Here is a 21892-nt window from a genome sequence, read left to right on the forward strand (position 1 = left end):
GCATGGCCTACAAAATACACATTATCGGCGCTGCAGGTGCCGGTACCTCGACCTTGGGCCAGGCTTTGGCCAAACGCTTGGGCGTCGCCTATTTCGACTCTGACTATTTCTACTGGCAACAAACGTCAGAGCCTTTCACGGTCGCCCGGCCCAAGGATGAACGCATCCGCCTGTTGCAGGAACAGAGTGCCGGCCTTGAGGGCTGGGTACTGTCCGGCTCACTGTGCGGTTGGGGCGATGCGATGATCCCGCAGTTCACCCATGTAGTCTTCCTGCGGTTGGACCCACATGTGCGCCTGCACCGCTTGCAACTGCGCGAAGTGCAACGCTACGGCGAACAGATCCTGGAGGGCGGCAGCCGCCACGCCAACAGCATCGCATTCCTGGCCTGGGCCGCCCGTTACGACGGCGGCAACCACAGCCTACGCAGCCTGCGTCGGCATGAAAGCTGGTTGAAACCGCTGACCTGCCCGGTGCTTCGGTTGGACTCTACGCACCATTCGGCTGAGGCGTTGGTGAGTCATTTGATGCCGCTGCTGAGCCCATCAACCGCGAGATGAGGCCAGGTGCCGCGAGCTCGGCAGGGGCGGCTGCAAACTTGCGTGCGCTCATCCCCCAGCCCGGGGCAAACCCTGGAAAAAACACCAGGCCTTCAGCCTCCAGCCGGAACGCGAGGGCTAACCGAGCTTCATCCTCCACCTCACCCAGGCTTTCAAAACGCTGAACCACCTCCACCGCCAGCCCGGCCTGGCGGGCCAGGTCTTCACGGCTCCAGCCCAGCATCACACGGGCCTGTGCGCTGTGTTTGGCGGTGAATTGGTGCAGGACGATCTGCTGTTCTACGAAAGAGCTCATTGCCAGAGAGGACATGGGGTTTCTCCAGGTTCGACGGGGGAAGGCAAACTATACTGTGTTTTTGTACAGTTGTTTGCGCCGTTCATCAACTGGATTTTTTATCGGGGGTTCACTTGCCCTATCCAGAAGGACAGTGGACGTTGCAAAGCTCGCACGCCGATAGCAAGATCTGCGGACCGATTGAGCTGACGAGAGAACGACGCTATGTCTATTTCCGAAAGTGATTGGAAGAAATTCAAAGGCTTGAGGGCATTGGCCCTTGATCGGTTTTGCCTCGGTGTCCTGGCGGATGCCAGGACTATCAGTGAGCACGGTGCCTTGTCCGCTCACGCCCGGTACGGAATGCTGTATGGCGTGATTCATGCCCGCAACAAGGATATGGCCGATATGTTCGACTATTACAGTCGCTCATCAACCTATCCGTGCTTGGCATTGATGGTGCACCATGACCTGTTGACCGACGCCGAGTTGGCAATACTCAGCGAAGAAACGCTTGATGCCATCAGCTATGCCGTCAGGCAGCCTTATGAACTTGAGTGGGTTGAGGAGCAATTGCCCGGCGAGTAAATAGGGCACACTTGGCGTTGATCACTTTGCGCAGGAACACAGTGTGCTGACATTTAATTGCTCACAAGCCGGCAGCGACTTTTTCAGCCGTATTCACAAGGGTAAGAAAATTACCCCAGTTGAAAAACCACCGATACCGAGCGCCGAGGGTCTTGCGCTGCACACAGACCCTAACCAGTGGCTGGTCCATGCGGCAATAGTTAAGCGTAAGCATGTGCTGGTGGCGACGCATTTGAAGACGCGCTATAGCATGCTGTTCTTCGATATGAAAAAGGCCGATGACGCGGGTTTTGTGAAGACATTTGCCCATCGCTGGATCGATGGCGTGATGAATGTAGCGCTGAAGTGTGGCGTGCTGGACATACTCTCGCCGTCCGTTTGTGATCCGCTGCTGAGCGGCTTGGGGAGCACTTATTGCTTGTACCAGCGCAGCGACCGCAGCAGCCAGGGCCAAATCAATGAAATCCTGCGCGTGTTTAAATGGGACGCTGAAGGTTTCGACTTTGTGAAGCAGCCGTGGAGTGCGAGACGCTATGACGAAGCCATCAATCGTACACCCAGAACCATTCCCGGGATAAAGGGCTATGGTTGGCCAGAGGAAGAAATGCTGATTCACTGGCTGACAGCATTTGGCGGGATAGACGCGGCCACCGCCCGAGCTGCACGCGAACAATACCGGCAAGCTCAGCGATCACGCGCCCTTGCCTAATGCTCCTGCATTCCCGGTGCCTCACGAATGATCAAGTGGTCCAGGTTCTCGATATTGGCGCTGAACACCCCGAATGTCTGCTCGGGGTTCTTCTTGCTCGGCACCTGTTTGAGCTCCGGCGTCACGCCGTAAAAGAAGCAATACAAGGCCCGTTCGCTACTCGCTGCCGCCTTGATCTGCTCCAGGAACGCCGTGCGCTTGCGGTAGTTCTCGATGAGTTTTTTGCTCAGGTAGACATTCACTGAATAAGGCTTTTTGTCGAGCCACACCTTTTTTTCGAAGTCGATGCGAAAGCTGCTGGTGTAATCCTTGATCGCTTTGATCTTGCCCCAGTAAATCAGGCCTTTGTTGTCTTGCAGGTATTCGATTTTCTTGAAAAACGTCCAGTAATTCGCGGAGTGTTCGCCAACCTTCAGCGGCATGGACTTGAGCTTGTCCTTGTCGTCGATATTGGACACATAGCACTCGACCGGGTGTGCGAAGACGCTGGTTTTGTCTGGGGTTGTGTCACTGGTGACGCGGGATGAGCGGGTACTTGTCGAAGGCGCCTTCGCTGAATCTTGTGGGACGCTTCCCTCGCTGCCGACAAGCGCAGTGTTGCGCGGGTACTGACGCCGGGTCAGTACAAATTCCGATGGGAAATTGTCTTCGCGCTCGTCGTCACTTTCACCGGTTGCCGTCTTATGCGTGCTGGCATAGCGACAGCCGTCGATATGCCGGGTGCTGGTCTTGTTCTTGAAGTGGGGCGTGCGCTGATAATTGACGTTTTTCGCGTTGAACGTGCTCAGCGTATTGCCCGTTTCGAATGCTGCGCGGCATTCATCGTTGGGGCACAGGAAGCTGTCCTTATCGGAGTCGAAGTCGGCGGTTTCGTCGAAATTCAGGTCTCGAACGTCGTAGATCGACAGCTTGTCGTCGAGACTCAGGCTGTAGGCCGTGTCGAATTTCATGGGGCTCGGGTCCGTGAGATGAATAGCTGGATACTACGCAAATACCAGAGATTACGGAGAGCAAAATGAGGGAGCTGGCTTGCCAGCTCCCACCTTAGATAAGCGGTGTGCCAGCTACACGGCGGCCGCTCAAGAAACACAAAGTGCCGCCCATCGCAGTCAATGCGCCCAACGCATAGAACATGCTGGTCGGCGCAGCGTTGATCAGCAAATAGCCGCAAATAACCGGGCTCATCGCTCCGCCAAACGCCGCCAGGTTTTGTGCGCCGTAATAACTGCCGCGCAATGCGTCGGGGGCGATGGTGTCGATAAACAGGAATTCCGACGGGTAAATGATCATCTCGCCCAAGGTAAACACGAACATTGCCAGGCACCACGTGAGCAGACTGTGAGCCTGGCTGAAACCGACCAGCCCGGCAATGAACAGCAACGTGCCCAGCACGATCCAGTAGCGCAACTGTTCGCGCTTGAGAAACCGGCCAATCTGGTACTGCATCACAATCACGGTGATGGCGTTGCAGGCCAGCACTGCCGACAGAATCTTCAGCGCCTCGGCGGGTTTGTAGGCCACCAGCAAAAACTGCGACAGATACAGGGTGTAGCGCCCGTGGACAATGGTGCTCAACAGGCTGCCACTGGTGAACAGGATCAGCGTGCGGTCGCTGCGCAACGTGCGCAGGGTGCTGAGGAAGCTCAAGGGTCTGTGGCTGTCATCGCGCTGGGTCGGTGGGATGCCGATCATCAGGAACAGGCTGCCAAACGCAATGGCGCTGGCGATCAAGAACGGCGCCAGTTGCATATGCCCGGCAATCACTACACCGATCATCGGCCCAGTGGCGTAGCCAACATTGGTCAGGGTGTAACGCAGGGAAAACACCTTGGCGCGATCACCCACCGGCAGGTTCTCGCTGATGATGGCTTTGGAGCCGATCAGGAACAGCGCCGAGGCGGCTTCGGTAATGACCAGGGTCAGGGTGGTGAGATAGAGGTTGCTGGCGAACGTCAGCAATAGAAAACCGATGGAGCTGGAGAGCATGGCCAGGATCAGCAGCTTGCGCTTTTCCAGGCGGTCGATGATGTAGCCGCCATACAGGCCCAGCAACGTGGCGATAAACACGGCAATGCCCATCAACAGGCCGATGTCCTGCTGGTTGAGGCCCAGTCGGGTACTCAAGAGCAAGGCCAGCAATGGGCTGGTCATGGCGCGGCTGACCACGATGGTCACCGAGCAGATCATCAGGCGGCGAATTACCAGGGAATAGGTGGCCACGGTGGGGGCGAGCGTCCTTGTTATTGCTTCAAGACAACACAGATCTACGGTGAAAACAGCTCAACAGTGAACACAGAGCCAATGTGAATACAGAGTTAATGTGGGAGCTGGCTTGCCTGCGATAGCGGTGGGTCAGCTTGAATATTTCTTACTGGCCCACCGCTATCGCAGGCAAGCCAGCTCCCACATTCTAGATCGTGTATTTACTGGCCCGCATTGATGGAGATTTTTTCCACCGCACCCTGCTCCAGATCCCACTTCTTGAGGATCTTGCCGTAGGTGCCATCATCCACCATGCCCTGCAGCGCTTCACTGATCGCCGTCACCAGCTCAGTGTTGCTCTTCTCAATCCCCAGCCCCGTGAACTGCTTGGAAATCGCCAGGCCCACCGGCTTGTACTTACCCTTGTCCAGCGCCATCAGATAAGGAATGGTCTCGCTGCCCTGCATCGCCGCATCCAGACGGTTCTGCTGCAACTGCGCGCGCGCATCTGCCGAGCCTTCGGTGCCGATCACCACAATGGCTGGCTTACCGGCCGCTTCGCAGTTTTCCTTGCTCCATGCGGCAATCTCCGACGGCCAGGTGGTACGGCGGCTGGTGCCGACTTTTTTACCGCACAGGTCAGTCAATGCCTGAAGGTCTTCACGCTTGGCCAGGGTGTACAGCTGCGGGCCACTGGTGAAGTAGTCGATGAAGGTCACGGCCTTTTGGCGTTCGGCGGTGTCGCTCATGCCCGACAGCACAATGTCGACGCGCTTGGTGGTCAGGCCGCTGAGCATCTGCTCGAAGCCGGTTTCCTGCCATTTGATCTTCACACCCAGGCGCTCAGCCAGGGCATTGCCCAGGTCAAAGTCCAGGCCGGTGAGTTTATTGGTGGCGGTGTCCTTGAAATCCATCGGCGGGTAGTTCGGCACGATGGCCGCGCTGATCTCGCCTTTTTCCTTGATTGCTGCCGGCAATGCCGCCAATACACAGGTGGAGGCCATCAGGCCTGCGAGCAACGTGGGGATAAACAATTTTTTCATGGGGGCGTTCTCGTTAGTTTTTTAGTTAAGTGCGAACGGCAGAAATAAAGCTTTGGGTACGCGGGTTTTGTGGGCTTATTAGAATTTCTTCGGGGCTGCCGGCTTCCACAATCTGGCCAGCATCCATAAACACCATGCGGTTGGAGACTTCGCGGGCGAAGCCCAACTCATGGGTGACCACGATCATGGTCATGCCGGTGGTGGCCAAATCACGCATCACCGACAGCACTTCTCCCACAAGCTCTGGGTCGAGGGCTGACGTGGGTTCGTCAAACAGCATCAACTTGGGGCGCATCGCCAAGGCGCGAGCAATAGCCACACGTTGTTGCTGACCGCCGGACAATTCCACCGGGTATGCATTGCGCTTGTCCGCCAGACCCACGCGTGCCAGCAATTCCAGCGCGTCTTCGATGGCTTCCTTGGGCGAGCGCTTGAGCACCTGCACCGGGCCTTCGATGATGTTCTGCAACACGGTCATATGCGGGAACAAATTGAAGCGCTGAAACACCATGCCGGTGGCCAGGCGCTGGCGGGCAATCTGCGATTCATTCATCTCATGCAGCTTGTTGCCGACCACCCGGTAACCGACCAACTCACCGTCGACCCACAGGCCGCCCTTGTCGATTTTTTCCAGCTGGTTGACGCAACGCAGCAGCGTACTTTTACCCGAGCCGGACGGGCCGATGATGCACATCACTTCGCCTTGCTCGACCTCGATATTGATGTCGCGCAGCGCGTGATACTGGTCGTAATACTTGTTCAGGTTGACGGCCTTGACGATGCTTCTCATGGGGCAAATCTCCTCAACCCAAACTTACGAACGCTTGCCGGCGCCGCGGGCAAAACGACGCTCGAGGCGGCTTTGACCAAATGAAAGAACAGTCACCACCGCCAGGTACCAGATACCGGCCACAATCAGCAGCTCCATGACCCGCGCGTTGGCGTAGTAGATGTTTTGCGCGTTGTGCAGCAGCTCCGAGTACTGGATCACGCTGGCCAGGCTGGTCATTTTCACCATGCTGATGAACTCGTTGCCCACAGGCGGAATGATCACCCGCATGGCCTGCGGCAGAATCACCCTACGCAATGCTTGCAGGCTCGGCATACCGATAGACTTGGCGGCTTCGTACTGGCCGGTGTCGACCGAGAGCAAACCGGCACGCACCACTTCGGCGGTGTAGGCGCCCTGGTTGATGCTCAGGCCGAGCAGGGCGGCCACGAACGGCGTCATCAGGTCGACGGTGTCGATGCTGAACACGCCGGGAATCGCGATCACCGGGAAAATCAGCGCCAGGTTGAACCACAGCAGCAGCTGCAAAATCAGCGGCGTACCGCGGAACAGCCAGGTGTAAGTGATGGCCACATAACGCAGGATCGGGTTGGCCGACATGCGCATGATCGCTGTGATCACCCCGATCACCACACCCAGCGCCATCGCCAAAATCGACATGACAATGGTATTCACCAGCCCCCAGAGGATGGCCTCAGACGTGAGGAACTGGCCGATGTAGGACCATTCGATCTGGCCATTGGCAAATGCGCGCAACAGCGCGGCCAGGGCGATCACGATCAACGTGGCAAAAAACATCCGCCCGTAATACCGCCGCGGCACATGCTCGTACTGGGTAATATCGAACTGGTTCTCGGACAACTTGCGCTCGGCTTCCAAGCGCTCCGCCGGGGTTTGGTTCATGGTGCTACTCCAAAAAATATAGGTGTTGCACGATCGTTCCCACGCTCTGCGTGGGAATGCATCCCGTGACGCTCCGCGTCACCATTGCGCGGAATTGGAGCCATGCAACGGGACGCGGAGCGTCCTGGGCGGCATTCCCACGCAGAGCGTGGGAACGATCAGATTCGGAATCCGGTGTAACTCTCAGCCCATTTTTGCTGAGCCGCCAACGCCAGCTTCAACCGCCCAATCTGCTCCCGAACCCGCTCCGGCGCCGTGCCACCCCAGCCACTGCGCGCCGCAATCGCGGCCTCCAGGGTCAGGCACTCACGCACTTCAGGCAGCAGCCGCGCATCCACCTGCGCCAACATCGCCGGCGAGGCTTCCCACAACTCAATCTCCTGTTGCTCACAGGCCTGCACCAACGCGCCGGTAATCTCATGCGCCTCTTTAAATGGCACGCCACGGGTGGCCAACCAATCCGCCACCTCGGTCGCCAAGGTGAAGCCCATCGGCGCTTGCCTGCGCAGCTCCTCGACCTGCACCTTCATGGTCGCCACCATCCCGGCCATCGCCGGCAGCACCAGCAGCAAGGTGTCGACGCTGTCCAACACACTGTGTTTGTCTTCACTCAAATCGCGGTTGTACGACAGCGGCAAGGATTTAAGCGTCGACATCAACCCGGTCAGGTTGCCAATCAAACGCCCAGCCTTGCCCCGCGCCAGTTCGGCAATGTCCGGGTTCTTTTTCTGCGGCATGATCGAGCTGCCGGTGGCGTAGGCATCGTCCAGCACCACCCAGTGAAACTGGCGCGACGACCACAGGCAAAACTCCTCCGACAGCCGCGAAATATTCACCCCGAGCATGCCCGCCACAAACAGAAACTCCGCCACATGGTCACGGCTGGCGACAGCATCAATGGAGTTTTCGCACGGCCCGGTGTAGCCCATTTCCTTGGCCGAATGCTCCGGCTGGCGTGCAATGGCAGAACCGGCCATCGCCGCCGCACCCAACGGCGACAACGCCGTACGCGCATCCCAATCCACCAACCGTTGCACATCACGCAACATCGACTGGGCGTGGGCCAACAAGTGATGGGCAAACACAATCGGTTGCGCCTGCTGCAAATGGGTGAACCCTGGGCAAATGCTTTCGATGTGTTGCTCGGCCTGCGCCACCAACGCCTGCTGCAAACTCAACACCTCGGTGGTGATGGTGCGCGCATGGTCGCGCAGGAAAAGGCGCAGGTCATTGGCGGTCTGATCGTTACGCGAACGCCCGGCGCGCAACTTGCCGCCCAAGGCGCCCAGGCGCTCGGTCAATACGCGTTCGATAAAGGTGTGTACGTCCTCGTCATCCAGGGTTGGATGCAGGCGCCCGGCGGCGAAATCGTCACCGATACGGTCCAGGGCTTCCAGCGTGCGCAGGGTTTCCGACTCATCCAGCAAACCGGCGCGCTGCAATTCACGGGCATGGGCACGGGAGCCGGCCAGGTCGTAGGGCGTCAGGCGGAAATAGCGCTCGGGGCAGCGGGACAACGCCGCCAAGGCAGCAGACGGACCGGTCTTGAAACGAGCGCCCCAAAGGCGATCGGTGGGCTGGGACATCGGTATTCCTCACGCTTGTTTTTAGAAGAGTCGGAGGCAGTAAAAAGAAGATTTCAACTAGACTGAACCAGCGTCTGACGCGCCGTATTCAAGGTTGCCAAAGGCGGATGTTTATGTTCATTATCGCCGCCTGGCTATGTTCAAGGATTGGGTTGAAGCCTGTTGAATATGGCACTTGAGGTCAACGCGTATTATGGAAACCCCACTTTCCACTTCTGGAAACATACCGCCCAAACCCGGTACACGACCGCCCCTGCAACTGAGCGGGCTGGACTTCAAATTGCTGCGCGTGTTCATGGCCGTGGTCGAAGCCGGTGGCTTCAGCGCCGCGCAAAACGAGCTGAATGTGGGCCTGGCGGCCATCAGCAAACAGATCTCCGACCTCGAAATTCGCATCGGCATGCGCCTGTGCACACGGGGCCGCGAAGGGTTCGGCCTGACCGAAGAAGGCAAGTTGGTGTATCAAGCGTCCATCGAGTTATTTACCTCGGTAGACAGTTTTCGCGACAAGCTTAGTTCGGCGCAAAACGAGCTGATTGGTGACCTTAGTGTCGGTGTAATTGATAACACCGTCTCCGACGTTAATTCGCCGCTAATTACCGCGTTAGGGAAACTACACAGCGAATCGCCAAAAATTAGATTGCGCCTACATGCCTCGCAACTCGACGAAGTTGAACGCGGCGTGGTGGAGGGGCGGCTGATCGTCGGTATCGTGCCGGTGTACCAGCGCCGTGAAGAATTCGACTACTTCCCCCTCTACGAAGAAAAAGCCCACGCCTACTGCGCCGTAGGACACCCGCTGTTCAACGCGAGCGACATCACCCCAGACGTGCTGCGCCAATACGAAGTGGTCAACCACCGGTACGCGATCCATCGCGACAAAGCCAACTTCGTCACCTACGACAGCCAGTCCGCCTCGGCCTCACAGGTGGAAGCCGTCGCCATCCTGATCCTCACCGGCCGCTTCTTAGGCTTCCTGCCGGAACACTACGCCGCGCCATTGGTCAGGGAGGGGCGCCTGCGCGCACTGTGCCCGGAACAGGTTTACCTGAGCACGGCATTCAACCTTATCCTGCGCCACAACGCGCCGAGAAGCCCGATGGTGAAAGCCTTTGCAACGGCGCTGGGCGTGGACCTGAAGACGCCGGCCTAAGCGTCAACAAAGCTCAAATGTGGGAGCTCTCGAGCCCCAGCGAGGCAGCGATGGGATCGCCTCGGTCAACCTGCCGACCCCACCTACCTGCATCACCTCTCAGTAAGCCATTAACGTTTTTGGCGCGAAGAGTGAATTTTTTATCAAATTCAAATGCTCTTTGGTGTTTTCGTGAATGCAGGGTATGACCAGCGGTTCGACCCGTAACGAAATGTATATCCCGTTGACATATCCAGGCTGTGGTGTAGCGTTGCGATATTAAACGATCACTAGAGGTAGGCCATCATGGACCAAGGTTCTGTATTCCAAAGCAACCGCAGCCAAGCGGTACGTTTGCCAAAAGCTGCTGCCATGCCGGACGATGTAAAGCGCGTAGATGTTATCTCTATCGGAAGAGCCAGAATCATCACCCCAGCCGGTGAGTCATGGGACAGCTGGTTTGATGGCGAGGGGGTCACGCCTGACTTCATGACCGACCGCGAGCAACCAGCGGAACAAGAGCGGGAATCTTTTTAATGCTCAAGTTCATGCTAGATACCAACATTTGCATCTTCACCATCAAAAACAAACCCCAACAGGTGCGTGAAACCTTCAAAAGGCACCATGGCCAACTGGGTATTAGTACAGTGACCCTGATGGAGTTGATTTACGGTGCTGAAAAATCAGCTAACCCGGAGCGAAACCTCGCCGACGTAGAAGGGTTTGCTGCGCGCCTGGAGGTTTTAAAATACGACCAAGACGCCGCGATACATACTGGGCAGCTTCGCGCAGAGCTGGCTAGAGCGGGTACTCCGATAGGTCCCTATGACCAGATGATCGCCGGGCATGCCCGTTCGCAGGGTCTGATTTTGGTCACGAATAATCGACGCGAGTTCGACCGCGTGCCAGGATTGCGGGTAGAAGATTGGGTGTGAGCTGACCTCTTGGCACCCATGCTAAGTGCGTCCAGCCTGACGCCGATCAATCTGTGGGAGCTCTCGAGCCCCAGCGAGGCAGCGATAGGATCGCCTCGGTCCACCCGCCGACCCCACCCACCCGCATCACCGCTGCAACTTGGCGCGCTTCTTCTTCGAATGAAAATGCCGAAAATGCGCATCCTGCGCCGCCGCCAACAACTCCCGATCCCCACGCGTATCGCCCCAGGCCCGTAGCCGATACTCGCCCAAATCCCCATACACCGCCTCAAGCCGCAGCACCTTGTTCTCACAGCGGCAATTATTCCCCGTGAGCTTGCCCGTCAACACGCCGTCGACCACCTCAAGTTCAGTGCCGATCAACTTGATCCCCAGCCGATTCGCAAACGGCTGCAACACCAACGCCGGCGACGCCGAACACAGCGTCACCACCGCCCCGGACTTCACCTCATCTTCCACCGACTGCAAGCCCTTGGGGCGCATCAGCTTGGTCCAATACCGCTGGCAATACGCCTCAGCCTGCTGCTGCACCCACGCCTTCTCCACGCCCGTCATAAAGGTGCGGATCAACTGCGCCTTCAACTCATCCCGGCTGATCTGCTGCAGCAAAAAGCGCAACCCAGGCACGGCGAGTTTGACCATCCGGCCGTAAAACTCGCCGGGGCCAAAGGCGAATTTGAGGAAGGGCACGAAACTGTCGTGGTGGGTGAGGGTGCCGTCGAAGTCAAAGACGGAGAGTACTTTGGCGTCGATGGGGCCGGCTTCGAGCATGTCTGGGTTCACGGGTTGGCCTCGGTCCTATCTAGTGTTTTTTGAGCGTTCATCAGGTGTGACCACTGGAGTTTACTCCCGTGCCAATCTTCCGACTTTGGAGTAAAGCTCCTCAGTGAAAGCCTCCCGGTCACTCGACCGGTGACAACGCTGATGGCAATTGGGGCACAAGGCTACAGCATTGGTCGTGCGATCCGAACCCTTCTGGGCGAGGTGCTTGACGTGATGTACTTCAAGAAATGGCTGGCCATCAATTCCGGCGAATGGCGCTGGCAAATCGCAGCCTTCGCAGACCCCATTCGCAAACTGTCGAACCAGCTTACGCACATGCTCGGCGCGTGCGTAAGAAAGACTGACAGTAAACAACTGCCGTGGATTCAGAATGCCTTGTGGCTCGATTACAAGGAAAGGCTTCGAAAAAATGGGGCGCTCGTCGGGCAGTGGCTTATCTACGGCTGCCAGACCAAGCTCAGCGTGCAGGCCAGGTTTTGTTGCTAGCACCTTGCGAATACGCTCACTCACTCCGGCACCGATGTTTTTCGCAGGCATATAGCCAGTGATACGTTGCAAACCCAGCTGTTCAAATACCGCAGAGATATTCTGCATGCGATATTCAATTGACGAAGCGCTGCGCAGGTTGAGTGGCCCCTCTCGCAGTAACCGGTTCTCATCTGATTTTTTAAAGGCTTGACCACTTCGTTCAAGGGTCCACATTTTCAGATAGGCATCGACGGACGCTTCAAGCTCCTGGTCGCTCCATCCGGTATTACTTTTTTTCGTATCCATACAGCCGCCGAGGGTAGAAAACCCTCGGACGATACTGAGTAGCCATTATTGCGTCTACGAAATTTCCTACGAGTCGGTGGGACTTGCCGTTCGTTTGCGTCAGTACATTCGCTGCTTTATTCGGAAAACTTGGGTGAGCTTTCGCCACCATGGAGTCTTTATGGTCTCCCTCCGGTACGTCCGGTTAACCAGTAGATACGGCATATCCCGAAGCCTTATCCAGCCTTCATCTTGCCAATGCAGCAGGTTCAACGACATCTCCGGCCAATCCAACATGCTCAACAACGGTCGTTCCACCGTTCGTGGCTGACGCTCGTCCCTCAACATTGGAACCACTTCATGAGTGAGCCAACTACGCAGCAGGCGGTTTCCGGGTGTGTAGTGATAGACCAACAGCGCGTAAGCACCGGATTCGCTGATCATCAGCATTTCTTCGGGCTGACCGTGGAACAGCAGTTTTAGAGTTCTTCGTTGGTCTTCATCGAGCTTGCGAGTCGTGCGCTCGTCTAAGAACCACCCCATCAAACGTCCAAGGTCACGCGCACAGAACCACGCTTGGTTTTCTAGAAGGAGGGCATGTAATTGAAGATTATGACGAGTAAAAACTAAGGCGATTGAAAGCTCGGATGTGAGCATACCTTCAGCGTTAGGCAAGTTGAGTAGATATTGGCTAGACACTTCCTATGACCTCTACGTGATTTACAGAAGGGTGGGAACCCAACGTAGAGAGCGGGTTTTAAAAAACTCCAACTTGCTTGGCCTCGATACAGTATTCATTCCGCATGATTAGCCATGCGATTTTTTGACTGTGTGAGTGAGGCTAGCAGCTACGTTGGGCGTTTCTTAGGCACCGGTAGACGAGACTATTCAGCATCGAAATTCGTATCAACCTTTCTATGGATGATTTTGGTGTAAGACGGCTCCTATACAGATCAAGGGGGCATAAAAAAGCCCTGAATAATTCAGGGCTTCTTAATGTTGCTTGGCTTAGGAATCAATCCCAGCTCAACGCGCCGCCGGTTTGATACTCGATCACGCGGGTTTCGAAGAAATTCTTCTCTTTCTTCAAGTCCATGATCTCACTCATCCACGGGAACGGGTTGGTGGTGCCTGGATACTCTTCTTTCAAGCCAATCTGCGACAGACGACGGTTAGCAATAAACTTCAGATAATCCTCCATCATCGCCGCATTCATCCCCAACACCCCACGCGGCATGGTATCTCGCGCATATTCAATCTCCAGCTGCGTCCCCTGCAAAATCATCTGGGTCGCTTCTTCCTTCATTTCAGAATCCCACAAATGCGGGTTTTCGATTTTGATCTGGTTGATCACATCGATACCGAAGTTTAGGTGCATCGACTCGTCACGCAGGATGTACTGGAACTGTTCTGCCACGCCGGTCATTTTGTTGCGGCGGCCCATGGACAGGATCTGGGTGAAGCCGCAGTAAAAGAAGATGCCTTCCAGGACGCAGTAGTAGGCGACCAGGTTGCGCAGCAGTTCTTTGTCGGTTTCGACGGTGCCGGTTTCGAACTTCGGATCGGAGATCGAACGGGTGTATTTGAGGCCCCAGGCGGCTTTTTTAGCGACCGATGGAATCTCGTGGTACATGTTGAAGATCTCGCCTTCATCCATGGCCAGGGATTCGATGCAGTACTGGTAGGCGTGGGTGTGGATCGCTTCTTCGAAGGCCTGGCGCAGGATGTACTGGCGGCACTCCGGGTTGGTGATCAGGCGGTACACGGCCAGTACCAGGTTGTTGGCGACCAACGAATCAGCAGTGGAGAAGAAGCCGAGGTTGCGCATGACGATGCGGCGCTCGTCGTCGGTGAGGCCTTCGGGGTTTTTCCACAGGGCGATGTCGGCGGTCATGTTGACCTCTTGCGGCATCCAGTGGTTGGCGCAGCCGTCGAGGTACTTTTGCCAGGCCCAGTCGTACTTGAAGGGCACGAGTTGGTTGAGGTCGGCGCGGCAGTTGATCATGCGCTTTTCGTCAACGGCGACGCGGGCGGCGGAGCCTTCCAGCTCGGCGAGGCCTTCGGCGACGTCGAGTTTGTCCAGGGCGGCCTTGGCGCGCACGATGGCGGCGGAGTCGTTGGCGGTGACGGCGCGGGCTTCGATGGCGGCGGCGGCGCCGGCACCGTCGAGGCGGTCCATGTTGGCTTCGGTGGCGTGGCCGGCGTTGGCGCCTTTAGCGGCTACTTCGCCTTCTTCTTCTTTGTCGAATTCGTCCCAGCTCAGCATGACGTGTCGTCTCCTGCGTGAGGGCTCAAAGGTGCCCGTGTGAAACCGGATGGTTGGGTGTTCACACGGCCCAGAGGCCGCGGTGGATCTTAAGGAATCGTTTGTTGCAACAGCTCGCGCAGGCAATTAAACGGAATAAGGGTTACGGGTTCTGCTTGAGGCTTGAGGTGCGCAGCGACAGGTGCGTGCTTGCGCGAAGGCCTCAGGTCTGGCTCTTCATCCCGGTGTAAAGGGATATTGCAGGCCCGATTTACCCGCGCATTATAGGGAAAAAATCGGCTTTGTGTTGCGGCCGATGGTCACGATGGAGGGCCAAAATGCTGTGGTTTTCGGCCAGAGCGTGTGTTTGCAAGGCTTTGCTGGGGTAGGAATTTTTTGACGGGCGGTGGGATAGTTTTTGTAGGGCTGTGGGAGGGGGAATTGAGGAGGGCTGTAGGGGGGGTGTTTGGCTGAGATCGCCATCGCAGGCAAGCCAGCTCCCACATTGGGGTGGCGGTGGGCCAGAGGGCGGTTCTTGGCCGCAAGAACGATTTCTTGCGGCGACCAAGATCCGGGTTTAAATCTTACTGAAAAAGTTATTACCCGTTAGAGCAACCATTGCCCATCACTTGATAATTAAGAATATGACGCTGACCTTGCGAGTCTTCATATTCCATTTGTACCGGTACAACGTTGCAGACATCAGGGATGTTGCTCATGGACAATACTTTGGCCACATCCAAGTGTGTGCTGTAGGTGTAATCTTCAACAATCGGGGCGTTCTGGCCGGCCAGCTCGGTCGGGGCCTCATCGGCCAGGGCGGCGGTGGCGCACAAGCTGCTGAGGGCCATAACTACGAGAGCTTTCATTACTGTATTTACCTTCTTCAGGGCGAAAGGGGTCACGGGGCCCTTATGAGGCCGCGTGTGTAACTTAAGAGTTGGGAAGTTCGGATTAACGTTGCCTTCGTGGGGGCTGTTACGGTGTTAATCACGTTGCCTTGTTGGCGGAGTTGATTTTAGGCCTGTGGCTTATATTCATATACCCGTGCTTTTGATAAACACTATTGGCGGTTTTTGTAACAATCCCGTGGTAAAGGTTTTTTCATCAGGCGCCAAAGCCGCGCAGGCCGTGGGCCAGAGCCCTGAAAGGGCATAGCAGGGCATTTTGTAGGGGCTTGTTACTACCATCGTCGAATGGTTCTATGGGGGCGCCCCGGCTACAACAGGGCATACAAAAACAACTATTGTCACCGAGGTAAGAAAGATGAGTGCGGCTTCCCTGTACCCCGTTCGCCCCGAAGTAGCAGCCAACACGCTGACCGACGAGGCGACCTACAAGGCCATGTACCAGCAGTCGGTGGTCAACCCCGATGGCTTCTGGCGCGAGCAAGCCAAGCGCCTTGACTGGGTCAAGCCTTTTACTGCGGTCAAGCAGACCTCTTTCGACGACCACCATGTCGACATCAAATGGTTTGCCGACGGCACCCTCAACGTTTCCTACAACTGCCTGGACCGCCACCTCGCCGAGCGTGGTGATCAGGCTGCGATCATCTGGGAGGGCGATGACCCTTCCGAAAGCCGCACCATCACCTACCGCGAGCTGCATGAAGAAGTCTGCAAGTTCGCCAACGCCCTGCGCGGCCAGGATGTACACCGCGGCGACGTGGTGACTATCTATATGCCGATGATCCCCGAAGCCGTGGTCGCCATGTTGGCCTGTACCCGCATCGGTGCGATTCACTCCGTGGTGTTTGGCGGTTTTTCGCCGGAAGCCCTGGCCGGTCGCATTATCGACTGTAAGTCGAAGGTGGTGATCACTGCCGACGAAGGCATCCGCGCCGGTAAGAAAATTCCGCTGAAGGCCAACGTCGACGACGCGCTGACCAACCCGGAAACCAGCAGCATCCAGAAAGTCATCGTGTGCAAGCGCACCAATGGCAACATCAAGTGGAACCAGCATCGCGACATCTGGTACGAAGACCTGATGAAAGTGGCGGGCACTGTGTGTGCGCCTAAGGAGATGGGCGCCGAAGAAGCGCTGTTCATCCTTTACACCTCTGGCTCCACCGGCAAGCCTAAAGGCGTGCAGCACACCACTGGCGGCTACTTGCTGTACGCGGCCCTGACCCACGAGCGTGTGTTCGACTACCGCCCAGGCGAAATCTATTGGTGCACCGCCGACGTCGGTTGGGTCACCGGTCACACTTATATCGTCTATGGCCCGCTGGCCAATGGTGCGACCACGCTGTTGTTTGAAGGTGTGCCGAACTACCCGGATATCACGCGGGTCGGCAAGATCGTTGACAAGCACAAGGTCAATATCCTCTACACCGCGCCGACCGCGATCCGCGCGATGATGGCTTCAGGCACTGCTGCCTGCGAAGGTGTGGACGGCAGCAGCCTGCGTCTGCTCGGGTCGGTGGGTGAGCCGATCAACCCGGAAGCCTGGGATTGGTACTACAAGAATGTCGGCCAATCCCGTTGCCCGATTGTCGATACCTGGTGGCAGACCGAAACCGGCGCCACCTTGATGAGCCCGCTGCCGGGTGCCCACGCGCTCAAGCCGGGTTCGGCGGCGCGCCCGTTCTTTGGTGTGGTGCCGGCGCTGGTGGACAACCTCGGTAACATCATCGAGGGCGCTGCCGAAGGCAACCTGGTGATCCTCGATTCATGGCCGGGCCAGGCGCGCACGCTGTATGGCGACCATGACCGTTTTGTCGACACTTACTTCAAGACCTTCCGTGGCATGTACTTCACCGGCGACGGTGCGCGCCGCGATGAAGACGGCTACTGGTGGATCACCGGGCGGGTGGACGACGTGTTGAACGTCTCCGGCCACCGTATGGGCACCGCCGAGATTGAAAGCGCTATGGTTGCGCACCCGAAAGTTGCTGAAGCGGCGGTGGTGGGTGTACCGCATGACATCAAGGGGCAGGGCATCTATGTGTATGTCACGCTCAAGAATGGCGAAGAACCTAACGAAGCGCTGCGCCTGGAACTGAAAAACTGGGTGCGCAAAGAGATCGGACCGATTGCCTCGCCGGATGTGATCCAGTGGGCGCCGGGCTTGCCGAAGACGCGTTCGGGGAAAATCATGCGCCGGATTCTGCGCAAGATTGCTACGGCTGAGTATGACGGGTTGGGGGATATCTCCACCCTGGCTGACCCAGGTGTGGTGGCGCATTTGATTGAGACGCACAAGACCATGAACGTCGCGTAAGGCGGGCTGGGTAGGATAAAGCCCCATTCGGCGTGAGCCGGGTGGGGCTTTTTTGTGGGGTTTGATTTCGATAGCACTGGCGAAACCGGATCACTGTGGGAGCTGGCTTGCCCGCGATGAGGGCGTATCAGGCACAGGTGGGTTAGCTGACAGGCCGCTATCGCAGGCAAGCCAGCTCCCACATTTGGAATGTGTTTCATGGCCGGAGTCTGATCGTTCCCACGCTCCGCGTCTGCTCTTGAGGCGTGACGCAGAGCGTCACAGGATGCATCCCCACGCGGAGCGTGGGAACGATCTGTGTGTAGGCCAATAAATATCGGTTTCTTTCGTAGGAGGTTTCTGAATGTTACCGTCCAGCCTAAATGTGTAACCCCACGCCCAATCCTGAGGCAATGTGCTACGCCTGCGCCCCGAAAACCCGCGTTTTAGACACCCTCAGAAATAAGATTAAACGCCAGACTTGCCGTGCTAGAAGGGTTTGCGAATAATAGGCCCGCAATTTGCAGCATCAACAGGTTTAATATCTTTTGTCTCTGCATAAAATCCAGAGGCTGTCAATGTGCTGGAACCGCTTTCTCGGTGCTTCTGTAAATTGTTGTCGCATTGAGGAAATATCGGCTTCCGGCCTGTCGTTAGAATGCCGATCACTCGCTCGTCGTCTCCTGTATCAATTCAGGGTAGGACGCAGCACCGCTATTCGGTTTCACTTAAGTCGCATCGTGGGCCACGGCTCATTCTGCTTTTTGCCCTATACCGATGGAGTCCCAAGATGAAGAAACTTGTGCTGTTGGGCGCCCTGGCGCTGTCCGTGCTGTCCATGCAGGCCTTCGCTGATGAAAAGCCCCTGAAGATTGGTATCGAAGCGGCTTACCCTCCGTTTGCCTCGAAGGCGCCGGATGGCAGCATCGTTGGTTTTGACTACGACATCGGTAACGCGCTGTGCGCAGAGATGAAGGTCAAGTGCGTATGGGTCGAGCAAGAATTCGACGGCCTGATCCCTGCGCTCAAAGTGCGCAAGATCGATGCGATCCTGTCGTCCATGTCCATCACTGAAGACCGCAAGAAGTCTGTGGACTTCACCAACCGCTACTACCTGAGCCCAGCGCAGCTGGTGATGAAGGAAGGCACCACCGTCAGCGACAGCCTGGATGAACTCAAAGGCAAGAAAATCGGCGTGCAACGCGGTTCGATCCACGATCGTTTCGCCAAGGAAGTCCTGGCCCCTAAAGGCGTCACGGTTGTGCCTTACAGCTCGCAGAACGAAATCTACCTGGACGTGGAAGCCGGTCGCCTTGATGGCACCGTGGCTGACGCTACCCTGCTGCAAGACGGCTTCCTGAAAACCCCGGCCGGTAAAGGCTACGCGTTCGTGGGCCCACAGTTCACCGACGCCAAGTACTTCGGTGACGGCATCGGTATCGCTGTGCGTAAAGGCGACAAGGCCGACCTGGACAAGATCAACGCTGCGATTGCCGCGATCCGTGCCAACGGCGAATACAAGAAAATCCAGGACAAGTACTTCGACTTCGATATTTACGGCGCTGACCCTAAGTAACTCGTCGCAGCTGTCTGTCCTAAATGGCGCAAGCAACAGAAGATTCTGAAGTTTGCGCCATTTTTTCATCCCCCTTTTCGAGGACCTGAATCATGTTGAACGGCTACGGGGCTGTCATCCTCGATGGCGCATGGTTGACGCTTCAGCTCGCCTTGTCGTCCATGGCCTTGGCCATTGTTCTGGGTCTGATCGGGGTCGCGTTACGCCTGTCGCCGGTGCGCTGGTTGGCTTGGCTGGGTGACTTGTACTCCACGGTGATCCGCGGGATCCCCGACCTGGTGCTGATTCTGCTGATTTTCTACGGCGGCCAGGACTTGTTAAACCGCGTCGCGCCGATGCTCGGCTATGACGACTATATCGACTTGAACCCCTTGGCCGCCGGTATCGGCACCCTGGGTTTCATCTTTGGCGCCTACCTCTCGGAAACCTTCCGTGGCGCCTTCATGGCCATTCCCAAGGGCCAGGCCGAGGCCGGCCTTGCGTATGGCATGAGCAGTTTCCAGGTGTTTTTCCGGGTGATGGTGCCGCAGATGATCCGGCTGGCGATCCCTGGTTTCACCAACAACTGGCTGGTACTCACCAAGGCCACCGCGCTGATCTCGGTGGTGGGCCTGCAAGACATGATGTTCAAGGCCAAGCAGGCGGCAGACGCCACCCGTGAGCCTTTTACCTTCTTCCTCGCAGTGGCGGCGATGTACCTGGTGATCACCAGCGTGTCGTTGCTGGCCCTGCGTTATCTTGAGAAGCGCTACTCGGTAGGCGTAAGGGCGGCTGATCTATGATCTTCGACTACAACGTCATCTGGGAAGCCATGCCGCTGTACCTTGGCGGCCTGGTAACCACCCTGAAACTGTTGGCCATCTCGCTGTTCTTTGGCCTGCTCGCCGCCTTGCCGCTGGGCTTGATGCGCGTGTCCAAGCAGCCGGTCATCAACGGTGCGGCCTGGCTCTACACCTACGTGATCCGCGGCACGCCGATGCTGGTGCAGCTGTTTTTGATCTACTACGGCCTGGCGCAATTCGAAGCCGTGCGCGAAAGCTTCCTGTGGCCGCTGCTGTCGAGCGCCACGTTCTGCGCATGCCTGGCGTTTGCGATCAACACCAGCGCCTACACCGCCGAAATCATCGCCGGTAGCCTCAAGGCCACGCCGAACGGGGAGATCGAGGCGGCCAAGGCCATGGGCATGTCGCGCTACAAGCTGTACCGCCGCATCCTGCTGCCGTCGGCCCTGCGCCGCGCGCTGCCGCAGTACAGCAACGAAGTGATCATGATGCTGCAGACCACCAGTCTGGCGTCCATCGTCACCTTGATCGACATCACCGGTGCTGCACGCACCGTGAACGCCCAGTATTACTTGCCGTTCGAAGCTTATATCACCGCCGGCGTGTTCTACCTGTGCCTGACCTTTATCCTGGTGCGCCTGTTCAAGTTGGCCGAAGGCCGCTGGCTGAGCTACCTGGCTCCACGGAAGCATTGATATGGAACGTATCGATCACCTGTTGCCCTGGGGCCACCTGGGCTGCGAGCGCCAACTGAGCGTGTTTCGTTTTGGCAGTGGCGAGCGCAAGGCCTATATCCAGGCCAGCCTGCACGCCGACGAATTGCCGGGGATGCGCGCCGCGTGGGAGCTGAAAAAGCGCCTCACCGAACTGGAACAGCAAGGCGCCCTCAACGGGGTGATCGAGCTGGTGCCGGTGGCCAACCCGATGGGCTTGGGCCAATTGCTGCAAGGCAGCCACCAGGGGCGTTTCGAGGTGGGTAGCGGCAAGAATTTCAACCGTGATTTCGTCGAGCTGAGCGCGCCGGTTGCCGAGTTGCTCAAGGGCAAGCTAGGCGATGACCCGCACGCGAATGTGCGCATGATCCGCCAGGCGATGACCGACGCACTCAATGCATTGCCCGCGCCGAGCAGCCAGCTGCAAGGCATGCAGCGCATCTTGCTGAGCCACGCCTGCACCGCCGATATCGTCCTGGACCTGCATTGCGACGCCGAAGCCGCGTTGCACATGTATGCGTTGCCCCAGCACTGGCCGCAGTGGCGCTCGTTGTCGGCGCACCTGGGTGTGAAAGTCGGCCTGCTGGCGGAAGACTCCGGCGGCAGTTCGTTTGATGAAGCCTGCTCGCTGCCGTGGTTGCGTCTGTCACAGGCGTTCCCCGAAGCACAGGTTCCGCTGGCGTGCCTGGCGACTACCCTGGAATTGGGCGGCCAGGCCGACACCGGCCGTGATGAAGCGATTTTCCACGCCGAAGGCATCCTCGCGTTCCTCGCCGAGCAAGGCTTGATCACCGGCCAATGGCCGGCGCCGCAGTACGACGCGTGCGAAGGCTTGCCCTTCGAAGGTACCGAGTTGCTGTTTGCGCCCCATGCCGGTGTGATCAGTTACCTGCGTAAAGCCGGTGACCGGGTAGAGGCGGGCGATGAGATTTTTGAAGTGATTGACCCTCTGACCGACCGCGTCAGCATTGTTTGCGCGGGGACGTCCGGGGTGTTGTTTGCCGTTGAACGGCTACGTTATGCCCAAGCGGGTTTCTGGCTGGCCAAGGTGGCGGGGCGCGAAGCGCTGCGCCACGGGCGCTTGCTCAACGACTGACCACCTGTTTTTGTGAGAACC

General features: G+C 57.4%; 23 protein-coding genes. 11 read left to right on the forward strand and 12 right to left on the reverse strand.

The genetic code is table 11. The features are described from left to right. Window positions 1–2: 2 nt before the first annotated feature. The gene (locus AB4P96_RS08750; RefSeq protein ID WP_099550481.1) at window positions 3–560 is read left to right on the forward strand and encodes an AAA family ATPase; all 558 of its coding nucleotides are present in this window, start codon (window positions 3–5) and stop codon (window positions 558–560) included. Here AB4P96_RS08750 and AB4P96_RS08755 read toward each other — a convergent pair. Continuing rightward, complete coding sequence (locus AB4P96_RS08755; protein WP_017137866.1) at window positions 490–870, reverse strand: hypothetical protein; 381 nt, start codon at window positions 868–870, stop codon at window positions 490–492. The two genes, AB4P96_RS08750 and AB4P96_RS08755, sit on opposite strands and share 71 nt — an antisense overlap. Before the next feature lie 189 nt (window positions 871–1059). Here AB4P96_RS08755 and AB4P96_RS08760 point away from each other — a divergent pair, with 189 nt between their 5' ends. Together AB4P96_RS08760 and AB4P96_RS08765 are read left to right on the forward strand one after the other, a co-directional pair. Next, window positions 1060–1422 carry a hypothetical protein gene (locus AB4P96_RS08760; protein ID WP_017137865.1) on the forward strand — a complete coding sequence of 121 codons (363 nt, stop codon included), beginning with the start codon at window positions 1060–1062 and terminating at the stop codon, window positions 1420–1422. A 43-nt stretch (window positions 1423–1465) separates the two neighbouring features. After that, window positions 1466–2131 (forward strand): DUF6933 domain-containing protein, encoded by a 666-nt coding sequence (locus tag AB4P96_RS08765; RefSeq protein WP_099550482.1) that lies wholly within the window; start codon window positions 1466–1468, stop codon window positions 2129–2131. Here the strand turns inward: AB4P96_RS08765 and AB4P96_RS08770 are convergent. The 6 genes from AB4P96_RS08770 to argH all read right to left on the reverse strand — a co-directional run bounded on the left by AB4P96_RS08770 (window position 2128) and on the right by argH (window position 8655). Next, window positions 2128–3081 carry a hypothetical protein gene (locus tag AB4P96_RS08770; RefSeq protein WP_176991463.1) on the reverse strand — a complete coding sequence of 318 codons (954 nt, stop codon included), beginning with the start codon at window positions 3079–3081 and terminating at the stop codon, window positions 2128–2130. The two genes, AB4P96_RS08765 and AB4P96_RS08770, sit on opposite strands and share 4 nt — an antisense overlap. 94 nt (window positions 3082–3175) lie before the next feature. Next, a complete protein-coding gene (locus tag AB4P96_RS08775) occupies window positions 3176–4351 on the reverse strand; it encodes an MFS transporter (RefSeq protein ID WP_099550484.1) in 1176 nt (391 codons plus the stop codon). 203 nt (window positions 4352–4554) lie between these two features. Then, on the reverse strand, window positions 4555–5376 hold the full coding sequence (locus AB4P96_RS08780; protein WP_395600680.1) for an ABC transporter substrate-binding protein: 822 nt from the start codon (window positions 5374–5376) through the stop codon (window positions 4555–4557). Window positions 5377–5401: 25 nt separating this feature from the next. Further along, window positions 5402–6166 (reverse strand): amino acid ABC transporter ATP-binding protein, encoded by a 765-nt coding sequence (locus AB4P96_RS08785; RefSeq protein WP_017134648.1) that lies wholly within the window; start codon window positions 6164–6166, stop codon window positions 5402–5404. Between the two features lie 24 nt (window positions 6167–6190). After that, window positions 6191–7069 carry an amino acid ABC transporter permease gene (locus AB4P96_RS08790; protein WP_105695533.1) on the reverse strand — a complete coding sequence of 293 codons (879 nt, stop codon included), beginning with the start codon at window positions 7067–7069 and terminating at the stop codon, window positions 6191–6193. Between the two features lie 158 nt (window positions 7070–7227). Next, on the reverse strand, window positions 7228–8655 hold the full coding sequence (gene argH / locus AB4P96_RS08795; RefSeq protein ID WP_395600681.1) for an argininosuccinate lyase: 1428 nt from the start codon (window positions 8653–8655) through the stop codon (window positions 7228–7230). Window positions 8656–8848: 193 nt separating this feature from the next. Between argH and AB4P96_RS08800 the strand changes: the two genes are divergently transcribed. The 3 genes from AB4P96_RS08800 to vapC all read left to right on the forward strand — a co-directional run bounded on the left by AB4P96_RS08800 (window position 8849) and on the right by vapC (window position 10722). Beyond that, window positions 8849–9808 (forward strand): LysR family transcriptional regulator, encoded by a 960-nt coding sequence (locus tag AB4P96_RS08800; RefSeq protein WP_176991460.1) that lies wholly within the window; start codon window positions 8849–8851, stop codon window positions 9806–9808. A 285-nt stretch (window positions 9809–10093) separates the two neighbouring features. Further along, window positions 10094–10324, forward strand: a complete 231-nt coding sequence (vapB, locus tag AB4P96_RS08805) for a type II toxin-antitoxin system VapB family antitoxin (protein ID WP_017134652.1) — start codon at window positions 10094–10096, stop codon at window positions 10322–10324. Beyond that, window positions 10324–10722 (forward strand): tRNA(fMet)-specific endonuclease VapC, encoded by a 399-nt coding sequence (vapC, locus tag AB4P96_RS08810; RefSeq protein ID WP_017134653.1) that lies wholly within the window; start codon window positions 10324–10326, stop codon window positions 10720–10722. The genes vapB and vapC overlap by 1 nt, the downstream gene beginning before the upstream one ends. 126 nt (window positions 10723–10848) lie before the next feature. Here the strand turns inward: vapC and AB4P96_RS08815 are convergent, their stop codons facing one another. The 5 genes from AB4P96_RS08815 to AB4P96_RS08835 form a co-directional block, all read right to left on the reverse strand. Next, on the reverse strand, window positions 10849–11493 hold the full coding sequence (locus tag AB4P96_RS08815; RefSeq protein ID WP_099550488.1) for an HAD-IB family hydrolase: 645 nt from the start codon (window positions 11491–11493) through the stop codon (window positions 10849–10851). A 72-nt stretch (window positions 11494–11565) separates the two neighbouring features. After that, window positions 11566–12279, reverse strand: coding sequence for an HNH endonuclease signature motif containing protein (locus AB4P96_RS08820; RefSeq protein ID WP_176991459.1), 714 nt, complete (start codon window positions 12277–12279; stop codon window positions 11566–11568). Between the two features lie 99 nt (window positions 12280–12378). Further along, window positions 12379–12915, reverse strand: coding sequence for a Bro-N domain-containing protein (locus AB4P96_RS08825; RefSeq protein ID WP_017134656.1), 537 nt, complete (start codon window positions 12913–12915; stop codon window positions 12379–12381). A gap of 358 nt (window positions 12916–13273) precedes the next feature. Then, window positions 13274–14524 (reverse strand): ribonucleotide-diphosphate reductase subunit beta, encoded by a 1251-nt coding sequence (locus AB4P96_RS08830; protein ID WP_395600682.1) that lies wholly within the window; start codon window positions 14522–14524, stop codon window positions 13274–13276. Between the two features lie 578 nt (window positions 14525–15102). Then, the gene (locus tag AB4P96_RS08835; protein ID WP_017138434.1) at window positions 15103–15372 is read right to left on the reverse strand and encodes a DUF2790 domain-containing protein; all 270 of its coding nucleotides are present in this window, start codon (window positions 15370–15372) and stop codon (window positions 15103–15105) included. Between the two features lie 397 nt (window positions 15373–15769). Between AB4P96_RS08835 and acs the strand changes: the two genes are divergently transcribed. The 5 genes from acs (at window position 15770) to AB4P96_RS08860 (ending at window position 21871) form a co-directional block, all read left to right on the forward strand. Continuing rightward, window positions 15770–17725, forward strand: coding sequence for an acetate--CoA ligase (gene acs, locus AB4P96_RS08840; protein WP_056861684.1), 1956 nt, complete (start codon window positions 15770–15772; stop codon window positions 17723–17725). 769 nt (window positions 17726–18494) lie between these two features. Further along, a complete protein-coding gene (locus AB4P96_RS08845) occupies window positions 18495–19280 on the forward strand; it encodes an ABC transporter substrate-binding protein (RefSeq protein ID WP_065929365.1) in 786 nt (261 codons plus the stop codon). A gap of 92 nt (window positions 19281–19372) precedes the next feature. Then, complete coding sequence (locus AB4P96_RS08850) at window positions 19373–20062, forward strand: ABC transporter permease (protein ID WP_017138431.1); 690 nt, start codon at window positions 19373–19375, stop codon at window positions 20060–20062. Further along, complete coding sequence (locus tag AB4P96_RS08855; RefSeq protein WP_017138430.1) at window positions 20059–20757, forward strand: ABC transporter permease; 699 nt, start codon at window positions 20059–20061, stop codon at window positions 20755–20757. The genes AB4P96_RS08850 and AB4P96_RS08855 overlap by 4 nt, the downstream gene beginning before the upstream one ends. Window position 20758: 1 nt before the next feature. Beyond that, a complete protein-coding gene (locus AB4P96_RS08860) occupies window positions 20759–21871 on the forward strand; it encodes a succinylglutamate desuccinylase/aspartoacylase family protein (RefSeq protein WP_099548199.1) in 1113 nt (370 codons plus the stop codon). Window positions 21872–21892: the final 21 nt, after the last annotated feature.

This window comes from Pseudomonas sp. B19125 (assembly GCF_044218855.1).
Lineage (GTDB): Bacteria > Pseudomonadota > Gammaproteobacteria > Pseudomonadales > Pseudomonadaceae > Aquipseudomonas > Aquipseudomonas edaphica.